A 25654-nucleotide genomic window follows, 5' to 3' on the forward strand; every position below is an offset into this window, starting at 1 on the left:
TGCCCTGCATGATGCACGAAAGCCGTCAGCCACCCAACCCCTGCTGCTTGCGGCGGCCGAGCCACCACGCCAAGATAGGCCACGACAAAAGGAAGCCTCCATGAATTTCTGCAGTGCGTGCGGCCAGCCGGTCATCGAGCAGATCCCCCAGGGCGACACACGGTTGCGGTACGTTTGCCCCGCGTGCCACACCATCCACTACCAGAATCCCAACGTGGTAGCCGGCGTGCTGCCTACCCATGGCAGCCAGGTGCTGCTGTGCCGCCGCGCCATTGAACCGCGCCGTGGTTTCTGGACATTGCCTGCCGGCTTCATGGAAAACGGCGAGACGCTCGACCAGGCCGCCCGTCGCGAGACCGTCGAAGAAGCCTGCGCGCGTGTAGGCTCGATGACGTTGTACCAGCTGTTCGACCTGCCGCACATCAACCAGGTACATGTCTTCTTCCGCGCCGAGCTGGCGGACCTTGCGTTTGCAGTCGGGGTCGAGAGCCTGGAAGTGCGGCTGTTCGAAGAGCATGAGATCCCCTGGGACGCCCTGGCTTTCCGGACCGTGGCACGGACATTAGAATGCTACTATCGCGACCGAATCGAGCAGCAGTTCCCCATAGGCCATGAATACCTGCCGCCGATGAACGTATCGACCACACCCCGTTAGGGTTCACGAAATGCCGCCCGGTGGTGACCATCGTCGAGTGCCTTTCGCATAACCCGGTACAGAGCCTTCAGGATATTGCTACATGCGCTGGTTGCTTGCCCTCCTCTGCCTTGGCGTTGCCTCGATGTCCCAGGCGGCCTACACCGAAACCATCATCCGCAAACCGGTCTCGGCAGTGCAGGCGGGTTCGCCTGCGCAACCGGCGGTGCAGCCTCAGGTCGACAAGGTACTGGTCATCAAGTCCGAACGTCGCCTGCAACTGATCAGCCGCGGCGAGCCGATCAAGACCTACCGCATTTCCCTGGGCAAGCAACCCAAGGGCCCCAAGCAGCGCGAAGGCGACAAGAAGACTCCGGAAGGCTTCTACTGGCTGGACTGGCGCAAGCAGAGCGAGCGCTTCAACCTGGCCATGCACATCGACTACCCCAACGTCAGCGATGCGGCCCGGGCCAGCCAGGCAGGCGTGAAGGCCGGCAGCATGATCATGATCCACGGCACGCCAATCAATGACGAATACCCCGAGTGGTATTTCCATACCCTGGACTGGACAGATGGCTGCATCGCCATGCGTAACCGCGACATGCAGGAAGTCTGGAGCCTGGTGCGCGATGGCACGATGATCGAGATTCGGCCCTGATCTAGCGCAATTCATCTGTTTTTGTAGGAAAGAGCCCACCCGTTCGCTGGAACCTGCCTGACATTGTCTTAGGCACGGGATGGCATCCAGGGAAATGCCACGGCTTTTAGCATCCACGCAATCGAGTACGAAGTCCGTACCGCATTGCTGGGATGCTCAAGTGCACTGTCCTATCCCCCTCAAGCGCCAGTTGTTGGCTGTCTGCTTTATCCTGTTGGTGCTCGCCTGCGGTGAGGCGAGGGCCGACGTTGCCAGCTGGCAATTACGCAACCATCAGCTGGACCTGCAACACCAGCAACAGCAACGCCGCCTGGAACGCTGGCAGGACAAGGCCGACACGACGTCGCCCTCCCAGGCTCCCGTCGCCGCACCCACTCAGGCGCGCTGCTGGAAGGTCGCAGGTGTCGAGGTCGCCGGCAATCGGCACTTGGACGACGCTGCCCTGGCCACCACCGTGCGCCTGAACGTCATGCCGTGCATGGGCGTTGCCCAGATCAACACGCTGCTCAAGGCCATCACCGAGCAGTACGTGCAGGCCGGCTATCCGACCAGCCGGCCTTACCTGCGCCAGCTGCCCCAGGACGGGCACCCGTTGCAAATCGTGCTGGTCGAGGGCTTCGTCGAATCCATCGAGTTGGCTGGCCCCGAGCTGCCCCTGTCCTTGTCCGGTGCTTTTCCAGACCTGTTGGGGCACCCGCTGTACCTGCCAGACGTCGAGCAGGGGCTCGATCAGCTCAACCGCCTGCGTGCCTTCGACATGGGCGTGGACCTGTTGCCAGGGCAAATGCAGGGTGGCACGCGCGTCGTGGTCCAACCGCGCCGGGCAGACGGACGCTGGCATTTCGATACGCGGTTCGACAACCGGGGCAGCGATTTTACCGGGCGCCACCGGCTGACGGCAGGCATCGGTGTGGACAGCCCGCTGCAGCTCAATGACGACCTGCGCTTGTCACTGACGCATACGGTGCTGGGTGGCCCGGGCCGCAGCCAGGGTATCTCGCTGTACTACAGCATCCCCTACGGCCGCTGGACCTTTGCCCTGAGTGCAAGCGAACTGCGCTACCAGGCCCCGCTGCCCAGCGGCAGGCTGAGCGCAGATGGCCGGAGCCGTTATCAAGGGCTGAGCGCCGAGCGCGTGCTGTGGCGTGGCCAGAGCGGGATGCTCAGCGCCTCACTGCGGCTCGACCGCAAGGCGTTGGTCAATCGCAACGCCGGGGCGGTCATCGTGCAGCAGAGCCCTACCCTCACATCCGTTGAAGCCGGGCTGAACCTGCTGTGGCTGCAACATGGCCTGTGGAACGGCTACCTGGGTGTGGCCCAGGGCGTGCCAATGCTCGGCGCCGACCGCAAACCCTTGGGCGTACAGCGCTTGCGGCCCGACTTCAGGAAATACCGCGCCAGCCTGCTCTACATCGGCCAAGGCCCGGCGAGCCAGCCGTGGCGCTGGCAGAGCGAACTCAACGGGCAGTACAGCCAGGATGCACTGCCGGCCGTTGAGCAAATGCTGGTCAGCGACGATTCGGCGGTACGCGGGTTCCGCTTGCAGACCTATTCCGGCGCCACCAGCGCGGTGTGGCGAAACACAGTCAGCTCCCCCCTGCCCCAAACGTGGGGCGCACCGCTGCACGTGCGCCCCTACATCGGCCTTGACCTGGGCTGGACCCGCACCGCTGCTGGCTCACCGTCGCAGCGCCTGGCCGGTGCGGCAGCCGGCCTGGAATTTAGCCTGCCAGGCAGCCGACTGCGCCTGGACTACCAGCGCGCGCTATACGCCAGCGACCACCCAGGCCGGCCCAATGAGCCTGGTTTCTGGGTGCTGGACTGGTCGATGACCCTTTGATTCACCCACAACAATGAGAAAAACCATGAAGACATCCTCGCCCCCTCTTTGCATCCAGCCCGATACCTTGCGCTGGGCCATCTTTCTGATCGTGCTCGGCTCTACCAGCGCATTGGCCGAAGGCGGCCTGGACGCCGTCAACGGCCCTGGTGGCACCCCGCTCATCAACAACGGCCACGGTGTCCCGGTGATCGAGATCGTCCCGCCCGATGCCAACGGCCTCTCGCACAACCAGTTCAACCAGTACAACGTCGACCGTGCAGGCCTGGTGCTGAACAACGCTACCCAGGCTGGGCAATCGCAGCTGGCCGGTGCCCTGGCCGCCAATCCTCAGTTCCAGGGGCAGGCAGCGTCGACCATCCTCAACGAAGTGGTCAGCCGCAGTGCCTCACTGATCCAGGGCCCCCAGGAAATATTCGGCCGTGCTGCCGATTACATCCTGGCCAACCCCAACGGCATCACCCTCAACGGCGGCAGCTTCATCAACACCACGCGTGCAGGCTTTCTGGTAGGCACCCCAGAGTTCGAGCAGCAGCAGCTCAAGTACCTCAATACCCTCGACGCCAGCGGCACCCTGCAGGTGCTGGACGGCGGCCAGAGCAATGCCGACGGCGCCCTCGCGTTGATTGCGCCGCGCATCGACAGCCAAGGCCTGCTGGCGGCCGCAACCACCCTGGACATCACCGCTGGCCGCAACCGGATCGATCACGCTAGCGGCGCGGTGGTCGAGCACCGTGCCGCCACGCCGGCCAGCATCGACGCCAGCCTGTTCGGTGCCATGCAGGCGGGGCGCATCCGCGTGGTGAGCACTGCCGAAGGTGCGGGTGTGCGGGTACGAGCACCCCTGGTCAGTGCCACGGATGGCATCGAAATGGCGTCGGCGGGCAACTTGGACGTGCTGGGTACGGCGGCCACCCCAACCGTCCTGCACAGCGGGCAAGGCCCCTTGAAGCTCGATGCACAGGGCGATCTGGTACTGCGCACCGTAGAGGCCAAAGCACCCCGCATCGAAGCCCGGGCGGGTCAGGCCCTGACCCTCGATGCCCAGGCCCTTGAGCGGGTCAAACATGACAACGAGCAATGGAGCAAGAAGTTCCTGTTCGTCACGCGCGAAACCTACGACCGCGACACCACGACCACCGACACCCAGCAGCACGGCACCCGCCTGGAGGCCGACGACAGCATCGTGCTTACCTCCGGCGGCGACATGCGCATGACCGCCGCCACCTTGCAAGCGGGCAATGGGCTGAATCTGGACAGCGGGGGCAACCTGGACATCCTGGCGGGTATCGACAGCCAGGCCATCCAGGAAAAGATCCGTCACCGCAAGGACCTGTGGCGCGGTGACAGCGACACGGACACTTTCACCGAGCACGCCCAGGGCAGCATGCTCACCGCAGGGCAGATGCAGGTGCAGACGGCCGGCAACCTGAACGTGCAGGGCAGCACCCTACACAGCCGCGGCGACCTGGCCATCACGGCCAAGGAGGGCATGATCACCACGACGCAGCTGCAGGAGCAGGGTACGCGCCGTGATTATCGCGGTGACCTGGTGTCCGGTACGTTCTTCGGCGATCACAAGGGCAACGAGAAAAAGGGCCGCAACCTGGCAGGCAGCACCCTCACCAGCGATGGCATCCTGACCGTCACAGCCGACAAGCTCACCGTCAAAGGCAGCACGGTGGTAGGCCAGCAGGATGCGACGCTGCACAGCCAGCAAGGCTCGCTGGCCGTGGAGGCGGACAAGGGCACCAGCACCCGGACCGACCATGCACGCGACAGCAAGCTGTTCGGCCTGATTACCAGCGACAGCCGCAGCACTGAGCGCAACGAAGCGGTGCTGGTCAGCGAGGTGGGGGCGCAGAGCAACCTGCGCCTGGTCAGTGCCGAGGATTTGCGTATCGAGGGCGCCAATGTCAGCGCTGGCGCTCATCTTGGCCTCGAAGCCAAGGGCAATGTGGCAATCACTGGCGCGCAGGCGACCGAGCAACGCGAGGTTCGAAACCAGCAGCGCACCCTCACCGCCAGCGCCGGGCAGACCAAGGAGGCCGACGGCGACAAGCCCGGTTCTCGCCAGTACAAGGCCAGCGTGGGCTATGACGTTGTCACCCGCACTGGCCAGGAGCAGAAGATCGAAAACGTGGGTAGCCAGCTCAAGGGGGCTTTGGTGAGTGTCAAATCCGATGCCGATGTGCAGGTCACCGGCTCCACCATCAACGCCCTGGCCGGGGACCTGGACATCGACGCCCGCAAGGTGACCTTGGGCACCACTCAGGCTACCCACGAAACCATCACTACCACCACCCAGAGTGGTGGCGGCCTCACGGTGACTGGCGGGATCGACCGGCTAGGTAGCCAGTTCGATGGCCACCACCAGCGTGGCGTACAGACCAACCGTGAGCAGAAGGTGCAGCGCACCGAACTGCAGGCAAGCGGCAACGTACGGTTGCGTAGCGACAAGCTGGTGACCGAGGCTGCGCGGGTAAACGCCGGCGAAACGTTGCAGGTTACCGCCACCCATATGGAGAACCGTGCGGTGCAGGACACCTCCGAGCAAACCCAACGCCAGGATGACTGGTCTGCCAGCCTCGGCGGGAGCCTGGAATACCGTGATCTCACCCGGCCCATCGAGCGTCTGGTGCTAGGTGAAGAAGCTGCTCGCTTTCAGCAGGCCTCGCCCGAAGACGCGATGGTGGCGCCCAGCGTAGGCGCCGACATGACCGTCGAGCACCTCAAGCGCCTGGAAAACCAGCGCCGTGGCTTTGCCCAGGTCAGCGAACTGTCCGGTGCCAGCGTGCAGGTCAAGGTCGATACCCTCAAGGATCAGGGCACTGCCTGGCGAGCCAATGCCGGCACGCTCGACATTCAGGCGCAGCACCATGACATGCAGGCTGCGGCCAATACCGAGCAGCAGCGCGAGCAGCGCCTGGCCGTTGGTGCAGACGCTCGGCTTGACACCACTACTGGTCAAGACCTGAACGTGCGCGCGGCCGGCAACGGCGGCTCCCTGGATCGCCAGAGCACTGTCAGTACGGCTGTGGCGGGCTCCCTGCACGGCCAGCAGGGCATCAAGGTGCAGCTGGGCAGCGATGGTCGTTATGAAGGCGCGCGCATCGATGGAGGCGACGGCGATGTGCGCATCCACAGCGAGGGTACGCTGGAACTGGCCCAAGCTACTGACCGTGAAGCGCGCCAATCCAGCCAGCTGGACGGCAACGCTTGGGTCAAGGTAGGCAACCGTCCCGGCAGTACCGGCATCGATGGGCGCGGCTATCTGGACCATGCGCGCAACGATCAAGCCACCAGCACAGCTCAGGTGGCGCAGATCGACAGCAAGGGCCAGGTGGTGTTGACCAGCCGTGGCGACCTGACGCTCGAAGGCACGCGCATCGGTAGCCGCGAAGCCCCGACGGGCGATATCACGCTGCACAGCGATGGCCAGTTGCAGGTCAAGGCGGCTACCTCCACACAAGAGGCCAGTGGCGCGAAGCTGGGCGGTGGCCTGGAGTTGGCCGCCAAGACCGGCACCACGCAAGGCGGCGGCGTAGGCGGCCACTTTGGCAATGGCAAGCAGCAAGAGAACGCGCGCCAGGCCATCGACGCGCAGTTTGCCAGCAACGGTCGCCTCAGCGTGACCAGCAGCGCACGCGACGCGCAGGCCCTGCAGGTCCAGGGGCTGCAAGCCAGCGCCAAGGAAATCGTGCTCGATGCCATGAACGGCGGCATGCGGCTTGAAGCCTCGTCGAACCAGGAACTGCGCAATAACCTCGACATCACCGCCGGTGCCGGTTTCAACGCCAGCAGTGGCGCACTGGACACGCGGGGCCTGCATGGCCGTCTGAAGGTGGACATGGACAAGCGCGACAACCTCACCTGGAACGCCGGCAACCTGCGTGCCGAGCGCATCGCGCTGCACAGCGGCGGCGATGCCAGCCTCGAAGGCGTCAGCCTGGACGCCGCGCGGATCGAAGGTGCCATAGAGGGCGATCTGCGTGTGGCCAGCCTGATGGACCGCGTCAATAACCTCAGCGTCAAGGGTGATGCCAGGCTCAGTCAGGAAAAGAACCCACAAGGCTATGTCAACGCTGCTACATCGCTGGCCGGGCCGCTAGGCGGCAAAGTCGGCGAAAAAGCCGGCCCTGCCCTGAGCAAGGCTGATCCGGGCTTCTCCCCTACCCTGCGACTTGAGGTGGTCCACGAGCAACGCGACAGTGTCGCCCAACAGGCCACGCTCAAAGGCAGCGAGGGCATCGCCTTGCAGGTTGGCGGCAACGCCCAGTTGGTCGGCGCCCGCCTGCAATCGGCCAGGGGCGAGGTCAAGCTGGACGCCAACTCGATCAAGCAGCAAACCCTCAGCGGCAGCGACTACCGGCGGGCTGTTTCGATCGATGCGTCCAATTCCCCTGTGGACCTGGGCACCGCCATTGCCGAAATTGCCAAGGGCAAAGGGGCTGCAGAGGGTGAAAACGCCCTGGATCTCGGGCTGATCCGCACCAGTGGGCATAACCGCAACGAGCAGTGGGCATCGAGCCTGGGCGCCAAGCGCGACTGAGCAACCTTGGCAGAGCGCCCCTTTGCGGGGCCTCTTCAAATGCGCCACAGGGTTGCAACGTCCGCTCATGGTTCTGCAAACCAAACGTCACAATCGCCCACTAGAGTGCGGTCTGAACTCTGCAACGCAAGGACATGTGATGAGTCGTGACACCGGCGACAATTTGGACCGCAACCCCAGCACCAACACGGCCATGGCCACCGTCATGGACATTTACCTGAGCCGACGCAGTGTGATGCGCGGCGGCCTGGCCGCCGCCGTCACCCTGATCGCCGGCACCAGCCTGGGCGGTTGTTTCAACGGTGCTGATACCCGCAGACCCGCCGGCCCTGGCGGGCCGGTCACCGGCAACGCTGCCAGGTCAGGGTTGGCGCTGGGCTTCGACTCGATCCCTGGGTCACGCACCGATGCGTGCACCCTTGCCAAGGGCTACCGCGCACACGTGCTGGCCCCCTGGGGAACACCGCTTAACCGGGACGCCGCGCCCTGGAAGCCGGACGGCAGCAATACCTCTGTCGACCAGGCCAACGCCATGGGCATGCACCATGACGGCATGCATTACTTCCCCATCGATGGCAGCTCGGATGATGGCTTGCTGGCCATCAACTTCGAGTACATCGACCCTGCAGCCTTGCACCCGGCTGGCCCGACCACTGATGTCAACGGCAAGCGCCCGGTCGAGGAAGTGCGAAAAGAAATCAACGCCCATGGGGCTGGCGTGGTGCGCCTGAAGAAAGTCAGCGGCCGCTGGCAGGTAGTCGACAACGACCCGCTGAACCGCCGCTTCACCACGGCTTCGCGCATGGAAATCACCGGCCCGCTGCGCGGCACCGACCACGTCAAGACCAAGTACTCCACCGCCGGTACTCACTGCCGCGGTACCAACAACAACTGCGGCAACGGTTACACCCCGTGGGGCACCTACCTGACCTGTGAAGAGAACTGGCCGGGCATCTTCGTCAACAAGGGCACCCGCCCCGAAGACCAGCGCCGCATTGGCGTGGGCACCTCCAACGGCCAGTACAAGTGGGAAAGCGCAGCCGGTGACAGCACCGAAGAGGCCGACGAGTTCGCCCGTTTCGACGTGACCATCAAGGGCGCCAGCGCCACCGACGACTACCGCAACGAAGCCAGCACCTACGGCTACATCGTCGAGATCGACCCGTACAACAGCAGCACCCTGGCCACCAAACGCACCGCGCTGGGCCGCTTCCGCCACGAGGGCTGCGCCCCAGGCCTGCCGGTCGCGGGCAAGCCGCTGGTGTGGTACATGGGTGACGACTCGAACAACGAGTACCTGTACAAGTGGGTGTCAACCGCCGTGTGGGATGCCGCCGACGCCAACCCGGCCGACCGCCTCGCTACCGGAGCCAAGTATCTTGACCAGGGCAAGCTCTACGTGGCCCGCTTCAACGCCGATGGCACGGGTGTATGGCTACTGCTGGACGTGGCCACCGCCACCACGGGGGGCAGCACCCTGGGCGCGCTGTATGGTGACCTGCCGGGCATCATCCTCAACACCCGTGGCGCTGGCGATGCCGTAGGCGCGACGCCGATGGACCGCCCGGAATGGACGACGGTCAACCCGCTGAACGGCGACGTCTACCTGACCCTGACCAACAACAGTGCACGTACCCCGGAAAAGGTCGATGCGGCCAACCCACGCGGCCCGAACCGCCACGGCCACATTATTCGCTGGCACGACAGCGACGACCAGTTGAGCTTCAACTGGGACATCTTCGTGTTCGGCGCAAACGCCGCCGGTACTGCCGACATCAACCGTTCCGGCCTGACCGAACTGAACCAGTTCGCCAGCCCCGACGGCATGAGTTTCGATAGCCGCGGCGTGTTGTGGTTCGAGACTGACAACGGCGAGAGCACCCTTACCGACTACACCAACGACCAACTGCTGGCGGTGATTCCTACCGACCTGGTGGACGCCACCGGCAAGCAGGTGCCGGTGAACGCGCAAAACCAGGTGGACCTGCGCCGCTTCTTCGTTGGGCCGAATGAATGCGAGGTGACCGGGATTACCTTTACGCCGGACAACAAGACGCTGTTCGTGAACATTCAGCACCCGGGGAACTGGCCGTATACCGACAAGGCTACCGATGCTACGCCGGCTGGGGCCAAGGTAAGGCCGCGGGCTTCGACGGTGGTGATTCAGCGGATTGATGGCGGGGAAATCGGCACCGTTTGACAGATAGGTGTGCGGGGCCGCTGTGCGGCCCAATTGCCGGCGAGGCAGCGCTCATAGAAAACCACACATCACTAACTGATTTCGCAGGGCCCCTGTGGGAGCGGGCCAGCCCGCGAACACCGACACAGCCGATGCCATATACACCGCGTTGGATTCTTCGCGAGCGCCTCCCTTTCACTTCCCCTCGAAACTGCAGTCCCATTGGAAGCAGTCAAACCACCTGATAAATCTGCTAGTAGACGTAGGCGAGCCAGTAGTAAATCATCCAGTCACATACTTCGCCACGGGCTACGTATATGCGTTCGACAGTGCTCCCGACAAAAAAGAAAAAATTTTTCTTCCAAGGCCCTAAACTGGCTTGCGAAGTAAGTGACAGCCCACGTCGCCTGCTCTGGGCCAATGGCATTGCATTAGCAGAATCAGATGCAATAACAACAAGCAGTCAACTCTTGCAATCTGACAATTCGAACACCGCATTGCGCGGTATTCCTGCAGGCACTCAACAGAACTTTTCACCCTATGGTTTTCTGCACGCAGCCCCATCAACACATCTTGTTACGTTCAGCGGGCAGCGGCTCGATACGATGCTGGACTGTTATGTTCTCGGCAATGGACGCCGGCTCTACAGTAGCAGATCAAGGCGATTTCTCCAGGCTGACACTATGTCTCCATTCGGTAAAGGCGGGCCTAACAGCTACTGCTATTGCCAGAACGATCCCATCAACCGGCATGACCCTAGTGGAAAAATGTGGGAATGGATCAAGCGCGGAGTAAATTGGCTTGTTGGTCAGCGTCCAACTATTTCTGTGGATAGAGCACAGCTACGTATCGGCGGCGAACACACTCAGAGCCCAAATTTAACACTTATCCTGCATAGAGCCGGGCACACACCAGCACCGGACTCATATCATGTATCTGTAGATATCGGTGACGTCGAGTTTGTCGCAGGTGTTGGCAATAGGATTATTAACAGTGCCGAAGTACTAGAACCCCTATCCAGCCTAATAATTAACCGCGCAGAAAATGCAGCCATTGCAGCCGCAGTTAATCTTTCAACGTATCAAGCGACGAACACACTTACTCTCGGCATTGCCGCCCAGCTGGCAACCCATAGTTTCCTTGAAAGAAGACTTATCAGAGACACTATCGCGGAGGTTCGAGGTATACCTATTCAACCTGACCCTAATGACTATATCCGTCACTAAACTTAATTTTACAATCCAGTGGCGCTGTCAAGCAGATTAGCGCAGTGACGCAGTCTTGGGACGCGCTTCGTCCAAGAACGCATCGCTCAGCAAAAACAGTTCCGCGACAGTTCGAGTGAAATCATACTGCTTCCCTGGTAGCAGCCAGCGACAAGCGAATGCCGATGAATACGCAGAACCAGGTGGACCTGCGCCGCTTCTTGGTCGGGCCGAATGATTGCGAGGTGACCGGGATTGCCTTTACCCCGGACAACAAGACGCTGTTCGTCAACATTCAGCACCCGGGGAACTGGCCATATACCGACAAGGCTACAGATGCTACCCCGGCTGCGGCCAAGGTGAGGCCGCGGGCTTCGACGGTGGTGATTCAGCGCAATGATGGCGGGGGTATCGGGACTGCCTGATCGTCCAGCGTACAGGAGCCGCTTTGCGGCCCATTCGCGGCACAAGGCTCCTGCAGGGGGTACGCTATCTCTTGTAGAAGCAACTGTCTTTGCTCAAACCTTACCAGGCCATCGGCTCGCGGCTGCGCACCCGCACCTGCTACGCCGGCACCCGGGAAACCGCCCAATCACCGACCAACCATTTCATCAGAAGTGGAACCAGCTGAGTACGGAAACACCAAGTTGACCGCGGATTTGGTCTGCGCGCGCTCTGATATTGGACATGTCTCGCTCATAACTCATACGTAGTTCGGTGCCTTCTGCCAAATATGAAAGATTCTGACTAAAGTTTTGCTCGTGCCGATTCAGGTCAATAAGTTGCTGATACAGGGACTCTGCCTGAGCGAGGTCAAGTGGCTGTAGTCCCACAACTTCATGGCGGGGCGGAGTTCGAGCCCCGTTGGCCAATGGCAGCTGTTGATCTGTACTACCCGCTGGTGCAAGACGGTTAGCCAGATACTGTGTACCCTGCTGAGCCATAGGGTTTCTAAGTGTTTGCGTAACAGGTTGTGTCGGTATATGGGCTTGTGTTTGTTGCCGCTGTTGTAGTCTGGCACGCAGTGCCCCCACACGCTGTTCTGCAGTCTGCCGCTGAGCCCGTTGTGTCTCTGCCCTTCGTGATTGCTGCAATAGCTTTTGCGGTACTTTACGCAGACCACTTAGATCCGCGTGACCACTTGGATCCAACCCCATGACTGGATCTCCTGAGCAGTAGCCATAAGCATTTGGTCCGCCAGCACCAAAAGGACTCCAGCCATCAGGTGAAAGAAATCGCCTCAGTGCTGGGCTGTAAGCCCGATAACCATTGCCTAGCAGGTAGGTGCCGGAACAGCAGTTTTCTCGCTCACCATTGTAGCCAAGCATGACTGCCGAGCTAGCTCGGTTTTGGTGGTACCCGTAAGGGCAATAGGCACGCAGAGCTACTGACACAGGGTTTTGCCTCGCGAGACGGTGAGCTGAAGTTTTGCTCTTTCCGAGGCCAGGCGCAACTAGCAAGATTATCAGTACACGCTGCTGGTTTCAGCGAACGATCAAAGGTTCTGGACTAGCCGGGTTTTTTCCTGGCTATCTTCTTCCTCGCCTTCTCCTCGTCTAGCTCCTCGAGCTTTTTCAGATAGGCGTTCTCCGCTTCGAGCTGGGCTAGCCTTCTCAGCAACTGCTCACGAGTGAGTTGCTCAGTAGGCGTGGATGAAACGTCTTCAGACTTGCGGGGTGCTTTAGGCATCGCGGTAAGCACTGGCTTTTTACGGGGCGGTCGGGGTTGATGTCCGCCACTGTAATACTGTTCCTCCCAACTGCGAACCAGTGTGGAATTGCCGAGGTTGTAAAGCGCTGACGTGGCACGCAACGAAAGGTCTTCGCGCCATTTTTGATGAAGAACGGCGAGTTTGAACTCGGCGCTGTAATGGCGGCCGGTTTTCTCCAGACTGGCCTGACCGTGCGTACGGTAGGCCATGACCCAGCGACGAAGGAGCGTCGGATCCATTTGGAACTGCGCAGCAACATGGCGAAAGCCATAGCCGCGATCAAGAAAGGCCTGAATGACTGACAGCTTGAACTGCTTTGAATACTTGCGCATAAAAACCCCAAAAGTGGACGGGTGTCCAACATTTGGGGCGCAGCTCAAATACCTGTGGGAGCGAGCGTGTCGAGGCGTCGAACCGCCGCGAGTACCCTTGATACGGTCTAGAACTCGGCGAGCCGCCAAACCTCATAGGCTGGCGTCTCGTACGGGTGGCTTTGCCTGAGCGCTGCGACGACCTGGACAACCAGGTCGTCAGCCACCACCAGCTCCACCTTCCACTCTTCCACCACCTCGACCTGACCGGTTTGCCCGAGATACGGCTGGCTGCCGTCCAACGGACGAAACTGGCCCTGGCCCAAGGTCTGCCAGGCGCAGTGGTCATAATCACCCATGTGCCCACCACCCGCGGCGAACACAGCAGCCTTGACCACCTCAACGTGGCTGGCAGGAACGAAGAAGGCGAGCTTGTACACGCCTTAGTTCACCCACACCCGCGCATTACGGAACATGCGCATCAACGCCGCATCTTCCTGCCACTCATCCGGGCGCCACGAGTTCTGCACGGCACGGAACACACGCTCCGGGTGCGGCATCATGATGGTCACGCGGCCGTCGCGGCTGGTGAGCCCGGTGATACCGCGAGGCGAGCCGTTGGGGTTGGCCGGGTAGGCCTCGGTGACCTTGCCGTGGTTGTCCACGTAACGCAGCGCCACGCAACCGGACACATCGGCCTCCAGCAAGGCCTCTTCACTGGCGAACTCGGCATGGCCCTCGCCGTGGGCGATGGCGATCGGCATGCGCGAACCGGCCATGCCCTGCAGGAAGATCGAGTTGGACTTCTGCACCTCGACCATGGCCACCCGCGCCTCGAACTGCTCGGAGCGGTTACGCACGAAGTGCGGCCAGTACTCGGTGCCCGGAATCAGCTCGTGCAGATTGGACATCATCTGGCAACCGTTGCACACGCCCAGGGCGAAGCTGTCGTTGCGCTCGAAGAACGCCTGGAAGGCATCACGCGCACGGCTGTTGAACAGGGCTGACTTGGCCCAGCCCTCGCCGGCACCCAACACGTCGCCGTAGGAGAAACCGCCACAGGCGACCAGGCCCTTGAAGGCCTCGAAGTCGACACGGCCCGCGAGGATGTCGCTCATGTGCACGTCGATGGCGGCGAAGCCGGCGCGGTCGAAGGCAGCTGCCATCTCGACCTGGCCGTTGACGCCCTGCTCACGCAGGATGGCCACTTGCGGACGCACGCCCTTCTTGATGTAAGGCGCGGCGATGTCGTCGTTGACGTCGAAGCCCAGCTTGACCGACAGGCCCGGGTTGTTTTCCTCGAGCAGCAGGTCGAATTCCTGGTCGGCACAGTCAGCGTTGTCGCGCAGGCGCTGGATCTGGTAGCTGGTTTCGGCCCACTGGCGCTGCAGCATGCGACGGTCGTCGTCGAACAGCACTTCGCCGTTCAGGCTGATGGACACTTCGGCGTTATTGACCGGCTTGCCGATCACCGCGACGCACTCTTCGCCCAGGCCAGCGGCGCTGAACTGTGCCAGCACGTCCGGAGTAGCATCCTGGCGAACCTGGATGACCGCACCCAGCTCTTCGTTGAAGAGGATGGCCGGCACGTCCTTGCGGTTGTCGGTTAGCGGGTCGAGTTGCAGGTCGAGGCCACAGTGGCCGGCGAAGGCCATTTCCACCACGGTGGTCAGCAAGCCGCCGTCGGAACGGTCGTGGTAGGCCAACAGATGACCGTCGGCATTCAGGCCCTGGATCACGGCGAAGAAGGCCTTGAGGTCTTCGGCGTCGTCCACGTCCGGTGCCTGGGCTGCGATCTTGCCGTAGGTCTGGGCCAGGATCGAGGCGCCCATGCGGTTTTTACCGCGGCCCAGGTCGATCAGGATGAGGTCGGTCTCGCCCTTGTCCATGCGCAGTTGCGGGGTCAGGGTCTTGCGGATGTCAGTGACCGGGGCGAAGCCTGTGATGATCAGCGACATCGGCGAGGTGACGCTCTTCTCGACGCCCTCTTCGCTCCACTTGGTCTTCATCGACATCGAGTCTTTGCCGACCGGGATGGTGATGCCCAGCTCAGGGCACAGCTCCATGCCGACAGCCTTGACGGTGTCGTACAGGCGCGCGTCTTCACCTGGGTGGCCGGCAGCGGACATCCAGTTGGCCGACAGCTTGATGTCGGACAGCTTGTCGATGTGCGAAGCGGCCAGGTTGGTGATGGTTTCGCCGATGGCCATGCGCCCGGATGCCGGGGCATCCAGCAGTGCCAGCGGAGTTCGCTCGCCCATGGCCATGGCTTCGCCGGTGTAGACATCGAAGCTGGTGGCGGTGACGGCGCAGTCGGCCACCGGTACCTGCCAAGGGCCGACCATCTGGTCGCGGGCGACCAGGCCGGTGATGGTGCGGTCGCCGATGGTGATCAGGAAGCTCTTGCTGGCCACGGCCGGGTGGCTCAGCACGCGCTGTACAGCGGTGTCCAGGTCCAGCTCGCTCGGGTCGAAATCATCGCCCAGCTCGGCTTCGCGGGTGACCGAGCGGTGCATGCGTGGCGGCTTGCCCAGCAACACGTCGAGCGGCATGTCGACCGGAGTGTTGTCGAAGTGGCTGTCGGTGACGGTCAGGTGCTGTTCTTCGGTGGCTTCGCCGACCACGGCGAACGGGCAGCGCTCACGCTCGCAGATGGCCTTGAAGCGCTCGAAGTCGACAGCGCTGACGGCCAGCACGTAACGCTCCTGCGATTCGTTGCTCCAGATTTCGTGCGGGGCCATGCCCGGCTCGTCGTTGGGCACATTGCGCAGCTCGAAGCGACCACCGCGGCCACCGTCGTTGACCAGTTCCGGGAAGGCGTTGGAGATGCCGCCGGCGCCGACGTCGTGGATGAAGGCGATCGGGTTGGCGTCGCCCAGCTGCCAGCAGCGGTCGATGACTTCCTGGCAACGGCGCTCCATCTCCGGGTTTTCGCGCTGTACCGAGGCGAAGTCCAGGTCAGCCGAGCTGGCACCGGTGGCTACCGACGAGGCAGCGCCGCCGCCCAGGCCGATCAGCATGGCCGGGCCGCCGAGCACGATCAGCTTGGCGCCGACGGTGATCTCGCCCTTCTGCACGTGGTCTTCACGGATGTTGCCCATGCCGCCGGCGAGCATGATCGGCTTGTGGTAGCCGCGCACTTCTTCACCGTGCGGGGTGTTGATGCTCTGCTCGAAGGTACGGAAGTAACCGGTCAGGGCCGGGCGACCGAATTCGTTGTTGAACGCGGCGCCGCCCAGCGGGCCTTCGATCATGATGTCGAGGGCGTCTACGATGCGCTCAGGCTTGCCGTAGGCCTGCTCCCAGGGCTGCTCGAAGCCTGGGATGCGCAGGTTGGACACGGTGAAGCCGGTCAGGCCGGCCTTGGGCTTGGCGCCGCGGCCGGTGGCACCTTCGTCACGGATTTCGCCGCCCGAACCGGTCGAGGCGCCGGAGAAAGGTGCGATGGCGGTCGGGTGGTTGTGGGTTTCCACCTTCATCAGGATGTGTACCGGCTCCTGCACCGCACCGTACTGGCGGGTTTCAGGGTTCGGGAAGAAACGACCTGCAACGTTGCCGACGATGACCGAAGCGTTGTCCTTGTACGCCGACAGCACACCTTCGCTGTGCATCTGGTAGGTGTTCTTGATCATGCCGAACAGGCTCTTGTCCTGCGCCTGGCCGTCGATGTCCCAACTGGCGTTGAAGATCTTGTGGCGACAGTGCTCGGAGTTGGCCTGGGCGAACATCATCAGTTCGATGTCGTTGGGGTTGCGCTTGAGGCCCTGGAACGCGGTGACCAGGTAGTCCACTTCGTCCTCGGCCAGTGCCAGGCCCAGGTCGATGTTGGCCTGGGCCAGGGCGTCGCGGCCGCCGGCAAGGATGTCCACCGACGTCATGGGCCTTGGCTGGGCGTGGCTGAACATGTCGGCGGCCTGCTCCAGCTGGCCCAGCACGCGCTGGGTCATGCGGTCGTGCAACTGCGCCGACACCTGCTCGGCATCGGCGTCGCTGAGGTCACCGGCTACATAGTACGCAATGCCGCGTTCCAGGCGCTGGATCGACTGCAAGCCGCAGTTGTGGGCGATGTCGCTGGCCTTGCTGGCCCAGGGCGAAATAGTGCCCAGGCGCGGCACGACCAGGAACAGGCGACCGGCGGGCTCCTGCACCGGTACGCTCGGGCCGTACTTGAGCAGACGGCCCAGCACCTGCTGCTGGTCGGCGGTCAACTCGCCGTCGGTATCGGCAAAGTGGGCAAATTCGGCATACAAACCAGTAACAGCGGGGACTTTCTGGCTCAGTTGCTCGAGTAACTTACCGTGGCGAAAGGCAGAAAGGGCAGGAGCGCCGCGCAGGATCAACATCGTCGGGACAGCCTCAGAAGGGGTGTGCTTGGAGGCCGTGCATTCTAGCCTAATTCGTTGGCTTGCGGCACCCGCTGTAGCGCAGGGCTGCCGGGCGGCGGAACCGGACCTGCGGGTCAAAATTTCCGGGGGTTCATGCACCTTGCCCAGATGCTGATACAGCCCCACAGGCAACCTCCGTCCAGGCTTTGCACAATGAGGTCCGAGTGCTCTGTTACAGGGCTTGCCCCATCAAACGGGCTTGGCACACAACGCTGGACGGCACGATCAGACAGCAAACGCCTGAAAAGCGCTATCAGACAAGCTAACCGTTGTCGAGATATGGCACGGCCAGTCCTTTGCGTATACTGCAACCTATGTTCACCCACACTGCTTTGCGCCAGCGTTGCGCCAGATGGCTTTTCGCAACCGGACTCTTTCTGCTGCTTGGTGGCTGCGTTGAAAAACCCAGTACCCTCGAGCGCGTGAAGGAGGACGGCGTGCTGCGCGTGATCACCCGCAACAGCCCGGCCACTTATTTCCAGGATCGCAACGGTGAGACCGGCTTCGAGTACGAACTGGTCAAGCATTTTGCCGACGACCTGGGCGTGAAGCTGGAAATCGAGACCGCCGACAACCTCGACGAGCTGTTCGACGACCTTGGCAAGCCGTCCGGCCCGGTGCTGGCAGCCGCCGGCCTTGTCAGCAGCGAACGGCGCCAGGCCCAGGCGAAGTTTTCACACCCCTACCTGGAGGTGACGCCTCAGGTCATCTACCGCAATGGCCGCTCGCGCCCGACCAACGCCCAAGGTCTGGTCGGCAAGAAGATCATGGTGCTCAAGGGCAGCAGCCACGCCGATCAACTGGCCGAGCTGAAAAAACAGTACCCGGGCCTGCAATACGAAGAATCCGATGCCGTGGAAGTGGTGGACTTGCTGCGCATGGTCGACGAGGGGCAGATCGACCTCACCCTGGTGGATTCCAACGAACTGGCCATGAACCAGGTGTACTTCCCCAACGTGCGCGTGGCCTTCGACCTGGGCGAGTCCCGCGACCAGCGCTGGGCTGTCGCCGCAGGCGAGGACAACAGCTTGTTGAACGAGGTGAACGAATTCCTCGACAAGTCCCAGAAGAACGGCACCCTGCAGCGTCTGAAGGACCGTTATTACGGGCATGTCGATGTACTGGGCTATGTGGGCGCCTACACCTTCGCCCAGCACCTGCAGCAACGTTTGCCCAAGTACGAGAAGCATTTCAAGAGCTATGCCAAGGTCGAGCAGGTGGACTGGCGCCTGTTGGCCGCCATCGGCTACCAGGAGTCCATGTGGCAGCCGGAAGTCACCTCCAAGACCGGCGTGCGCGGCCTGATGATGCTGACCCAGCGCACCGCACAGGCCATGGGCGTCTCCAACCGCCTGGACCCCAAGCAAAGCATCAAGGGTGGCGCCAAGTACTTCATGAAGATCAAGGCCGAGCTGGACGACAGCATCCAGGAGCCCGACCGCACCTGGTTCGCGCTGGCCGCCTACAACGTCGGCAGCGGCCACCTGGAAGACGCGCGCACCCTGGCCAAGCGCGAGAAGCTCAACCCCAACAAGTGGCTGGATGTGAAGAAGATGCTGCCGCGCCTGGCGCAGAAGCAATGGTACCGCCAGACCAAGTACGGCTATGCACGGGGCGGCGAACCGGTGCACTTTGTCGCCAACATCCGCCGCTACTACGACATTCTCACCTGGGTTACCCAGCCTCAGCTCGAAGGCCAGGTGGCAGAGGGCAACCTGCATGTCCCGGGTGTGAACAAGGCTAAACCGGCAGAGCAGTCACCGCCGCTGTAGCCGGTCACGTCACGGCTTGGACCGGCGAGCCCTGAAGAAGTCACTGAGCACTTGCCCGCACGCCTCGGCCATCACGCCACCCTCCACCAGCACACGGTGGTTCAGAAAGCCCTGCCCGAAGAACTGGCCCTGGCTCTGCACGATCCCCGCCTTGGGTTCCAGTGCGCCGAAAACCACGCGCATCACCCGCGCATGCACGATCAACCCGGCGCACATGCTGCACGGCTCCAGGGTCACGTACAGCGTGCTGCCAGGCAGGCGGTAGTTGCCGACCGCGCGAGCTGCGGCGCGGATCGCCACCATCTCGGCATGGGCACTGGGGTCGCTGTCGGTGATCGGGCGGTTGAAGCCCTGGCCGATGACCTGGCCGTCCTGCACCAGCACGGCGCCCACCGGTACTTCCCCCAGCTGTGCGCCCTCGGCGGCCAATGCCAACGCCATGCGCATGTAGGTCTGGTCGTGGCTGCGGTCGATGATCTGCGGTCGCATCAGACCACCGCGATCGCGGCCATCAGGCCGGTTTCCATGTGGTCGATGACGTGGCAGTGGAACATCCAGGTGCCTGGGTTATCGGCGACCAGCGCAACCTGGGCGCGCTCGTTCTTGCCCAGCAGGTAGGTGTCGGTGAACCACGGCTCCTTGATGTCATGCCGGTTGGAACCAATCACTTTGAAGCTCATGCCGTGCAAGTGGATGGGGTGCTGGTACTGGGTCATGTTCTTCAATTCGAAAATGTAGCTCTTGCCCTGGGTCAGCGTTGCGATAGGGCGATCGGCGCAGGTCTTGTCGGTGATGTCCCAGGCCTGGCCGTTGATCTGCCACAGGCTCGGCGGCTTGCCCTGGTCGGTGCCGACCGACACTTTACCTGCCCACTCGAAGTTGAAGTTGAGCTTCTCGGCGTTTTCCAGGTCCGGCTCGGCGATGGGGTTGGGCGGCAGCGCCGCCGGCCAGTCGCTGGGCGCATCCGGGTTGGCCACCGCGCGCAGGGTGCCCAGCCGCACGAAGCCATCGCGCAGGGAAATCTCTTCACCGGCGTTGGGGATGCGGATCGCCAGGCAAATGCGCATGCCAGGCCCCAGCCAGTAGTCATCTTCCAATGGCCGGGGGGTGACGGGGTTGCCATCGAGCGCGTAGATCCGCGCTTCGCAGTTGCCCTTGAGGTTGATGCGGTACGTCCAGGTGTTGTCCAGGTTCAGCAAGCGCACGCGCACCACCTGCCCTGCCGGTAGCTCGGTCACGGCATCGGCCTGACCGTTGATGGTGATCAGCCGCCCTGCGGTGCCATTGCGCGCCGCCTCGCGCGGGATGCTGAACGGCATCCAGCCCCCCTGCTCGTCCACATGCCAGGTCTTGAGGTTGAGCGTGCGCTCATGCTTGAAACCGGTAGGTTCGCGCTCCTCGACGATCAGCGGGCCAACCAGGCCCCGGCCCAGCTCCTCGGAGCTGCTGACATGGGGGTGGTACCAGTAGCTGCCAGCATCGGGCACCCGGAACTTGTAGTCGAAATACTCCCCTGGCTTGACCGGCAACTGCGACACATACGGCACGCCATCCATTTCCAGCGGCAGGCGGATGCCATGCCAGTGGATGGTGGTTTCGATCGGCAGGTGGTTGATGAAGCGCACGCGCAACCAGGTGCCCTGCCGCACGCGCAGCTCGGTCCCCGGGGCACTGGGCCCGAACGCCCAGGCTTCGGTTGTATGTCCAGGGACCAGTTCGACGTCCAGCGGCGCTGCGATCAGCTCGTAGTCATGGCCGGCATTGTCATCTTCGACCTTGCCCAGCCAGTACCGCGCGGCGCCCCCCGCGCCCAGGCCAACCACAACCAGGCCGGTCAGGCCCTTGAGCATTTGTCGACGGGTGAAGGACATCGCAGCGGGTACCTCGTGTTCGGCACAAACAGTTCACCAGCGGGCGCTGATGAGGAAGGGCGAATACGATACACCTGCGAATGGGAAAGATTAAGTGAATGATCGCCCGATGTGCCCTGAAGCGCTCAATCGGCTTGCGCGTGCGGCGCTTTGCACAGTTGGCCGAACCAGTGACGTTCCTCGAAGCCCGGCGCCCGGGTAGCGGCGCACAGCAGCGGCGGGTCGGGCACCACATTCAATGCGTGCAGGCGGGAAGCGGCTGCAGGGTGAGTGTCGAACGGGTGCGCCAGGACAGCACTAAGCACCTCGTCACCGACCTGCAACGGGTGACGCTCGAGGTAGCCAGGCAAGGCTCGGTCGACGCCTTGCCCACCACACGTCGCCAGCACCGTATCGACCGCAGGCTGCAGCGCAATGATGCGCAGCAGGGTCTGTGCGAACAGCCGTTGCCCGCCGACTGCAGCACCTGCCTGGTCCGCCAGCAGCTCCTGCGACCGCCCCCAATGCAGCACCGCACGCTGGAAATGGTGCAGGAACTGCCAGGCCATCCACAGCGTTGGGCGCTGCGTCCATGGCGCGGGCTCGTCGTGGCCGACCAGTGCCGAGAAATGGGCAAGCATCATGCTGAACTGTGCGTTGGTCTGGCTCGCGCGTTCGGTGTCCTGATGCCGGAAATGACCCAGTTCGTGTCCAATGACCGCGCCAGCTTCCGCCTGGCTGAGCATGCCCAGGTAAGGCAGCGGCAAGTACAGCGTGCGCCCGGTCAGCGGCAAGCCGGCAGGCTGAAGCAGAATCGGCACGCTGGTGACGAAAAAGCCCTGGTCGAGCCCGACCACGATGTTGTCGGGGACCGGTGCCTGAAGCTGCGCCGCCAGGCCTTCGACCCAGCGCCATACGCCGGGTGCACTGTCCCGATCAAGCGCCCTGCCCAGAAAGGATGTGCTCTGATCGAGCACCAGCGGCCAGCGTCGATGCAACCGCCTGGCCAGTTGCAGGCAGACCAGCACGCACGAGGCCAGCGGCAGCACGATGAACAGCACCGTCAACCCACCCTCCGCCACCCGGCTGGTCGCAACGCTCAGCTCGTACAGCAAGGCCAGGCTCAACGCAGCAGCCAGCAAGCCCAGATGCAGTACTAGCCACTTGCCCAGGGCACGCCAACGCTGGGTCATGTGCCGCTGCAAGAACTCAATTGAGCGCAGCGCCCGCCAGGCGTCCAGCCTGAGCCTGAGCCATGCCCCGACCGCAGTCAGCAAGGCCAGAACCGCCAGCAGCCCGCTCGTGACGGCCAGGACCTTGCGCAGAGACTGCCCGCCAAGGCCCGCCTCATAACGGTCAAGCTCACGTTGAAGCCGCTCACGTCGGTCTGCTTGGGGGATGTAGGGGTTACGTTCGGCCTTGGGCAGGGCCTGCAAAAGCGTGTCGCTTGGCGCATCTAGCCACTGGCGTATCGCCTGTGCCTGCGCCTGGGCCACCTCGACGCGCCAGAGTTGCACCTGGCTCCACCCCAGCACCAGCAGCGGCAACAACAGCAGGGTCAAGCCCCAGCCTACGCGCCTGAAGAGCCGTATGGCCCCGTTGCTCATGGCGCAGCCCGCCGCAAGGCATCGCCTTGACGAGCCACGGCCGGGAACAACTGTGCCAAGGTGCGCCTGGCCTGTGCTGCCTGCAGGTAGGGGTAGAGTACGTCCACCAGCTCTGCCAGCGCGAGCCTGCGCCCCGCCCGGGTGAAGTTGCAGGCCCACACCTTGAGCCGCAGGCCACCGGCGATCAGTTGAGCATCAGGTGCTGCGAGCGCCTTGAAACCTGGGGCCTTGAGGACAGGCGCGGCGCCGAACGCGGCGAGGCTGAATACCAGGTGCGTACTGAGCCGCCGCTGTTCGACATCGAAGCCTTCGAACGCTTCCCATGGCACTGGGGCCAAGGCGTTGGCGAAAGCGACCGTGTCACGGGTCACCGCCAGTGCGCACCGTCCATGGCGCTGGTACAGCGCCCAGGCACTGACCAGGGCCACCAGCCCGATGCCGACCAGCCCTGCGCCGAATGCCCACAGCAGCACCTTCACTGTGCTGGCGGTCTGCGGACCGAAGAGCATAGGCAGGCTCGCGAGCCAGCCACCGAGCCCAATCGCCACCAACCCGATGACTGCACACGAAAGTGTCTTGCCCAGCGAGTGTTCATGCAGCTCGAACGACTCATCGGGGCCGACGGCATTTACCTGCAGGTAGGTCAGGTCGGCATTGGCGCCGGTATTATCCATTGGCCTGCAGCAGCTCAAGCTGACGCTGGGCATGGGCGGCATCGCAGTAGGCCGTCAGTACGGCCAGCACTTCTTCGTTGGACAGCTTGCGCCCGTTTTGCGCAAGCCCCGCCGACATGATGCGAACCTGGGGGCGCGGCTTTTTCAGCACCATGGCCTGGTTACCGAAGAACTGCAGCTTCACCACTCGGTGGGTAGGCAGTACGGCATCGCTGCTCATCTCCAGCGTCTGCACCATCACCAGCCCTTCATCCTTGACCGAGATATCCTGCACCTGCGCCAAGTCCACCGGCGCGTCCAACGTGTCGACGAACAGTTGTCGGCGCGTCAGGCGCATGAACACCTGGGTACCGGCGTTGCGGTGCTGCCAGGTCACGGCAGCGGCGATGAGCACAATGAAGGCGGTGGCCACGATCGGCCCAGTGCGCTGCATGCTGATGCCGATTCCGAACAGAATCAGGGCACCGACCAGCAATACTGGCCCCCACACGCGATAACGACGAGAGTTGGTGAACTCGCTCTGCTCCGGCACACGTTCAATCACTTGCCGAAGCTCGGCAATGACATGCTCGCGCTGGGCCGTGCGCGACTGGTCGTAGTCATTGCCCAGCGACCCGGACAAGTCGGCCAATGGATCGGTATGTTCACTCATGATCGATACCCCTCGGTTATTTCTTGGCAGCCAGGTAATCGGTGAGGAACGCCTCGGCATTGCCTTGGTGCGACAGACCTTCCGAGTAGCCGACCTGACGCGGCTGCGCCTCGCCCGGCAGGTACAGCTCACCTCCCCACATGCCCTGGATGATCAGCACGACGAATTTCTTGCCGTCGACGTCGGTCCAGTAGCGGGTATCCTTGGCGGTTTTCTCGACGTGCATTTTCTGGATGCGCATATCCCAGTCGTGATCGACGCCTTCCACCTGCACCAATGCCTCGTTGGCGGCGCGATCGCCGATGCGCAGCGTCCACACCTTGGCCCCTTCAGTGCCCAGGTAGGCGACGACGTTCTTGGCTACGTCCGGGCGGTCTTCGGCCTGGGCCTGACCGATACACAGGGTGAACGCGGCAACCAGCAAGGCGGCCCATTTCCGATAAGCGAACATGATTTTGTTTCCTGATCTGCAACAAAACGCGTATTGAAGGACTCAATAGGCAGGCTGCCAACCCAGTTGCCCGTTCATCACAACAAACAGCGGGTTGGTCACAACGACTGTTGTCGAAAATGTGCGCGCGTTACCATTTCCGGCCGACGCTGCCCCACCGAGAAACCGAGTCTGCATGCAATCGCTAACCCCCTACCTGGATACCGCCTTCTGTTTCGACAGCCCTGGCTCCCTCGCCCAGGCAGGCGTGCTGGATGCGCGTGCCGCCCATGTCATGGGCAGTGCCACGGGGCATTATCGGGCACAGACCGTGCGCCAGGGCCTGCAGTACTTCGATTGCCACCTGCACTTTCCAGAGCCCCTGCGCATCGACAAGGTGCTGCCCGAGAGCCTGTGCATCGTGCAGGTGTTCGACGGCGCCTGGCGGCACAAGGTCGATGGCAGGCTGAACCAGTACGATACCGGTCGGCTGCACGTGCTTGGCCTGAGCGAGAGCCTTGAAGCCCAGGACCAGTTGCCGGTCGACAGCCATGCGCGCATGGCCGGCGTGCGCATTGCCGGTGACGCATTGCGCGAGCTGGCCCAGGACGATCCGCAGTTTCATCCGTTGCTGGCATTGCTGGCCGATGGCATGCACTTCGACCAGTTGCCCCAGTGTCCCTCGCTCAGCCGCCTGTTCCAGCAGCTCTATCGCTCACCCTACAGCGGTAGCTTGCGCCGCCTGCACTATGAAAGCCTGAGCCTGGGGATCGTACTGGAGCTGGCCAGCCATCTGTCAGGCCAGGCCCTGACACCTGAGCCGCAGCAAGACGGTGGCCGCCGTGACCTGGCCCTGGAAACGCGTCGGCTGCTGGACACCAGCCCCACTGCCCCGCCGTCCGTCGCCGCCCTGGCCAAGCAGCTGAAGGTGAGCGAGACCACCCTGCGCCGAGCCTTCAGCCAGCAGTTTGGCTGTTCGATCCTGCAGTACATTCGCCAACAGCGCCTTGAGCTTGCGCGCATCCTGGTACTGGAGCGCAAATGGCAGATTTCGCAGATCGCCTATCACGTCGGCTATGCCAACCCGGCGAACTTCTGCCATGCCTACAAGGCCTATTTCGGGCACACCCCCGGCACGGAATGACCGGCGCTGCTCACCGTGGCGTTGCCAGGCGGGAACGAAATCAAAGTGCC

Annotated in this window: 18 protein-coding genes and 1 pseudogene; 9 read left to right on the plus strand and 10 right to left on the minus strand. The window is 62.9% G+C overall.

All coding sequences use genetic code 11. The annotated features are described in order from the left end of the window. Positions 1-100 precede the first annotated feature (100 nt). From CWR53_RS17440 to CWR53_RS17470, 7 genes and pseudogenes are all read left to right on the plus strand, one after another. A complete protein-coding gene (locus CWR53_RS17440) occupies positions 101-655 on the plus strand; it encodes an NUDIX hydrolase (RefSeq protein WP_058604487.1) in 555 nt (184 codons plus the stop codon). Positions 656-737: 82 nt separating this feature from the next. After that, a complete protein-coding gene (locus CWR53_RS17445) occupies positions 738-1292 on the plus strand; it encodes a murein L,D-transpeptidase family protein (RefSeq protein WP_058604486.1) in 555 nt (184 codons plus the stop codon). A gap of 190 nt (positions 1293-1482) precedes the next feature. Then, positions 1483-3132, plus strand: coding sequence for a ShlB/FhaC/HecB family hemolysin secretion/activation protein (locus CWR53_RS17450; protein WP_258313251.1), 1650 nt, complete (start codon positions 1483-1485; stop codon positions 3130-3132). A gap of 25 nt (positions 3133-3157) precedes the next feature. Beyond that, positions 3158-7684, plus strand: coding sequence for a hemagglutinin repeat-containing protein (locus tag CWR53_RS17455; RefSeq protein WP_100852131.1), 4527 nt, complete (start codon positions 3158-3160; stop codon positions 7682-7684). Between the two features lie 139 nt (positions 7685-7823). Next, a complete protein-coding gene (locus tag CWR53_RS17460) occupies positions 7824-9884 on the plus strand; it encodes a PhoX family phosphatase (RefSeq protein WP_100852132.1) in 2061 nt (686 codons plus the stop codon). A 296-nt stretch (positions 9885-10180) separates the two neighbouring features. Next, complete coding sequence (locus CWR53_RS17465; protein WP_100852133.1) at positions 10181-11089, plus strand: RHS repeat-associated core domain-containing protein; 909 nt, start codon at positions 10181-10183, stop codon at positions 11087-11089. A 134-nt stretch (positions 11090-11223) separates the two neighbouring features. Next, positions 11224-11493, plus strand: a pseudogene (locus CWR53_RS17470) (alkaline phosphatase PhoX); the annotation flags it as partial. A gap of 186 nt (positions 11494-11679) precedes the next feature. On the opposite strand, the gene CWR53_RS23360 reads toward CWR53_RS17470, so the two are convergent. From CWR53_RS23360 to purL, 4 genes are all read right to left on the minus strand, one after another. Beyond that, complete coding sequence (locus tag CWR53_RS23360; RefSeq protein ID WP_100852134.1) at positions 11680-12396, minus strand: RHS repeat-associated core domain-containing protein; 717 nt, start codon at positions 12394-12396, stop codon at positions 11680-11682. A 181-nt stretch (positions 12397-12577) separates the two neighbouring features. Then, positions 12578-13111 (minus strand): helix-turn-helix domain-containing protein, encoded by a 534-nt coding sequence (locus CWR53_RS17480; RefSeq protein ID WP_100852135.1) that lies wholly within the window; start codon positions 13109-13111, stop codon positions 12578-12580. A 107-nt stretch (positions 13112-13218) separates the two neighbouring features. Further along, entirely contained in the window at positions 13219-13530 is a 312-nt protein-coding gene (locus CWR53_RS17485; RefSeq protein WP_058604480.1) for a hypothetical protein, read from the minus strand. A 3-nt stretch (positions 13531-13533) separates the two neighbouring features. Next, entirely contained in the window at positions 13534-17433 is a 3900-nt protein-coding gene (gene purL / locus CWR53_RS17490; RefSeq protein ID WP_058604479.1) for a phosphoribosylformylglycinamidine synthase, read from the minus strand. A 356-nt stretch (positions 17434-17789) separates the two neighbouring features. Here purL and mltF point away from each other — a divergent pair, with 356 nt between their 5' ends. Then, a complete protein-coding gene (gene mltF, locus CWR53_RS17495) occupies positions 17790-19247 on the plus strand; it encodes a membrane-bound lytic murein transglycosylase MltF (protein ID WP_058604478.1) in 1458 nt (485 codons plus the stop codon). 9 nt (positions 19248-19256) lie between these two features. Here mltF and tadA read toward each other — a convergent pair whose 3' ends face one another. The 6 genes from tadA to CWR53_RS17525 form a co-directional block, all read right to left on the minus strand. Further along, positions 19257-19736, minus strand: coding sequence for a tRNA adenosine(34) deaminase TadA (gene tadA, locus CWR53_RS17500; protein WP_100852136.1), 480 nt, complete (start codon positions 19734-19736; stop codon positions 19257-19259). Next, positions 19736-21118 (minus strand): multicopper oxidase family protein, encoded by a 1383-nt coding sequence (locus CWR53_RS17505; protein ID WP_100852137.1) that lies wholly within the window; start codon positions 21116-21118, stop codon positions 19736-19738. The genes tadA and CWR53_RS17505 overlap by 1 nt, the downstream gene beginning before the upstream one ends. 125 nt (positions 21119-21243) lie before the next feature. Continuing rightward, positions 21244-22704, minus strand: a complete 1461-nt coding sequence (locus CWR53_RS17510) for a M48 family metallopeptidase (protein WP_100852138.1) — start codon at positions 22702-22704, stop codon at positions 21244-21246. Next, positions 22701-23378: a hypothetical protein gene (locus CWR53_RS17515; RefSeq protein ID WP_058604474.1), complete on the minus strand. Its 678-nt coding sequence runs from the start codon at positions 23376-23378 to the stop codon at positions 22701-22703. The genes CWR53_RS17510 and CWR53_RS17515 overlap by 4 nt, the downstream gene beginning before the upstream one ends. Further along, a complete protein-coding gene (locus CWR53_RS17520) occupies positions 23371-24030 on the minus strand; it encodes a hypothetical protein (RefSeq protein WP_078479018.1) in 660 nt (219 codons plus the stop codon). Before CWR53_RS17520 ends, CWR53_RS17515 begins: the two co-directional genes overlap by 8 nt. Before the next feature lie 16 nt (positions 24031-24046). Continuing rightward, positions 24047-24481 (minus strand): hypothetical protein, encoded by a 435-nt coding sequence (locus CWR53_RS17525; RefSeq protein WP_058604473.1) that lies wholly within the window; start codon positions 24479-24481, stop codon positions 24047-24049. A gap of 175 nt (positions 24482-24656) precedes the next feature. On the opposite strand from CWR53_RS17525, the gene CWR53_RS17530 reads away from it, so the two are divergent. Further along, the gene (locus tag CWR53_RS17530; protein ID WP_058604472.1) at positions 24657-25604 is read left to right on the plus strand and encodes an AraC family transcriptional regulator; all 948 of its coding nucleotides are present in this window, start codon (positions 24657-24659) and stop codon (positions 25602-25604) included. The last annotated feature ends 50 nt before the right edge of the window (positions 25605-25654 follow it).

Origin of the sequence: Pseudomonas sp. SGAir0191, assembly GCF_002812565.2 — a bacterium.
In the GTDB taxonomy this organism is placed as follows: domain Bacteria; phylum Pseudomonadota; class Gammaproteobacteria; order Pseudomonadales; family Pseudomonadaceae; genus Aquipseudomonas; species Aquipseudomonas parafulva_B.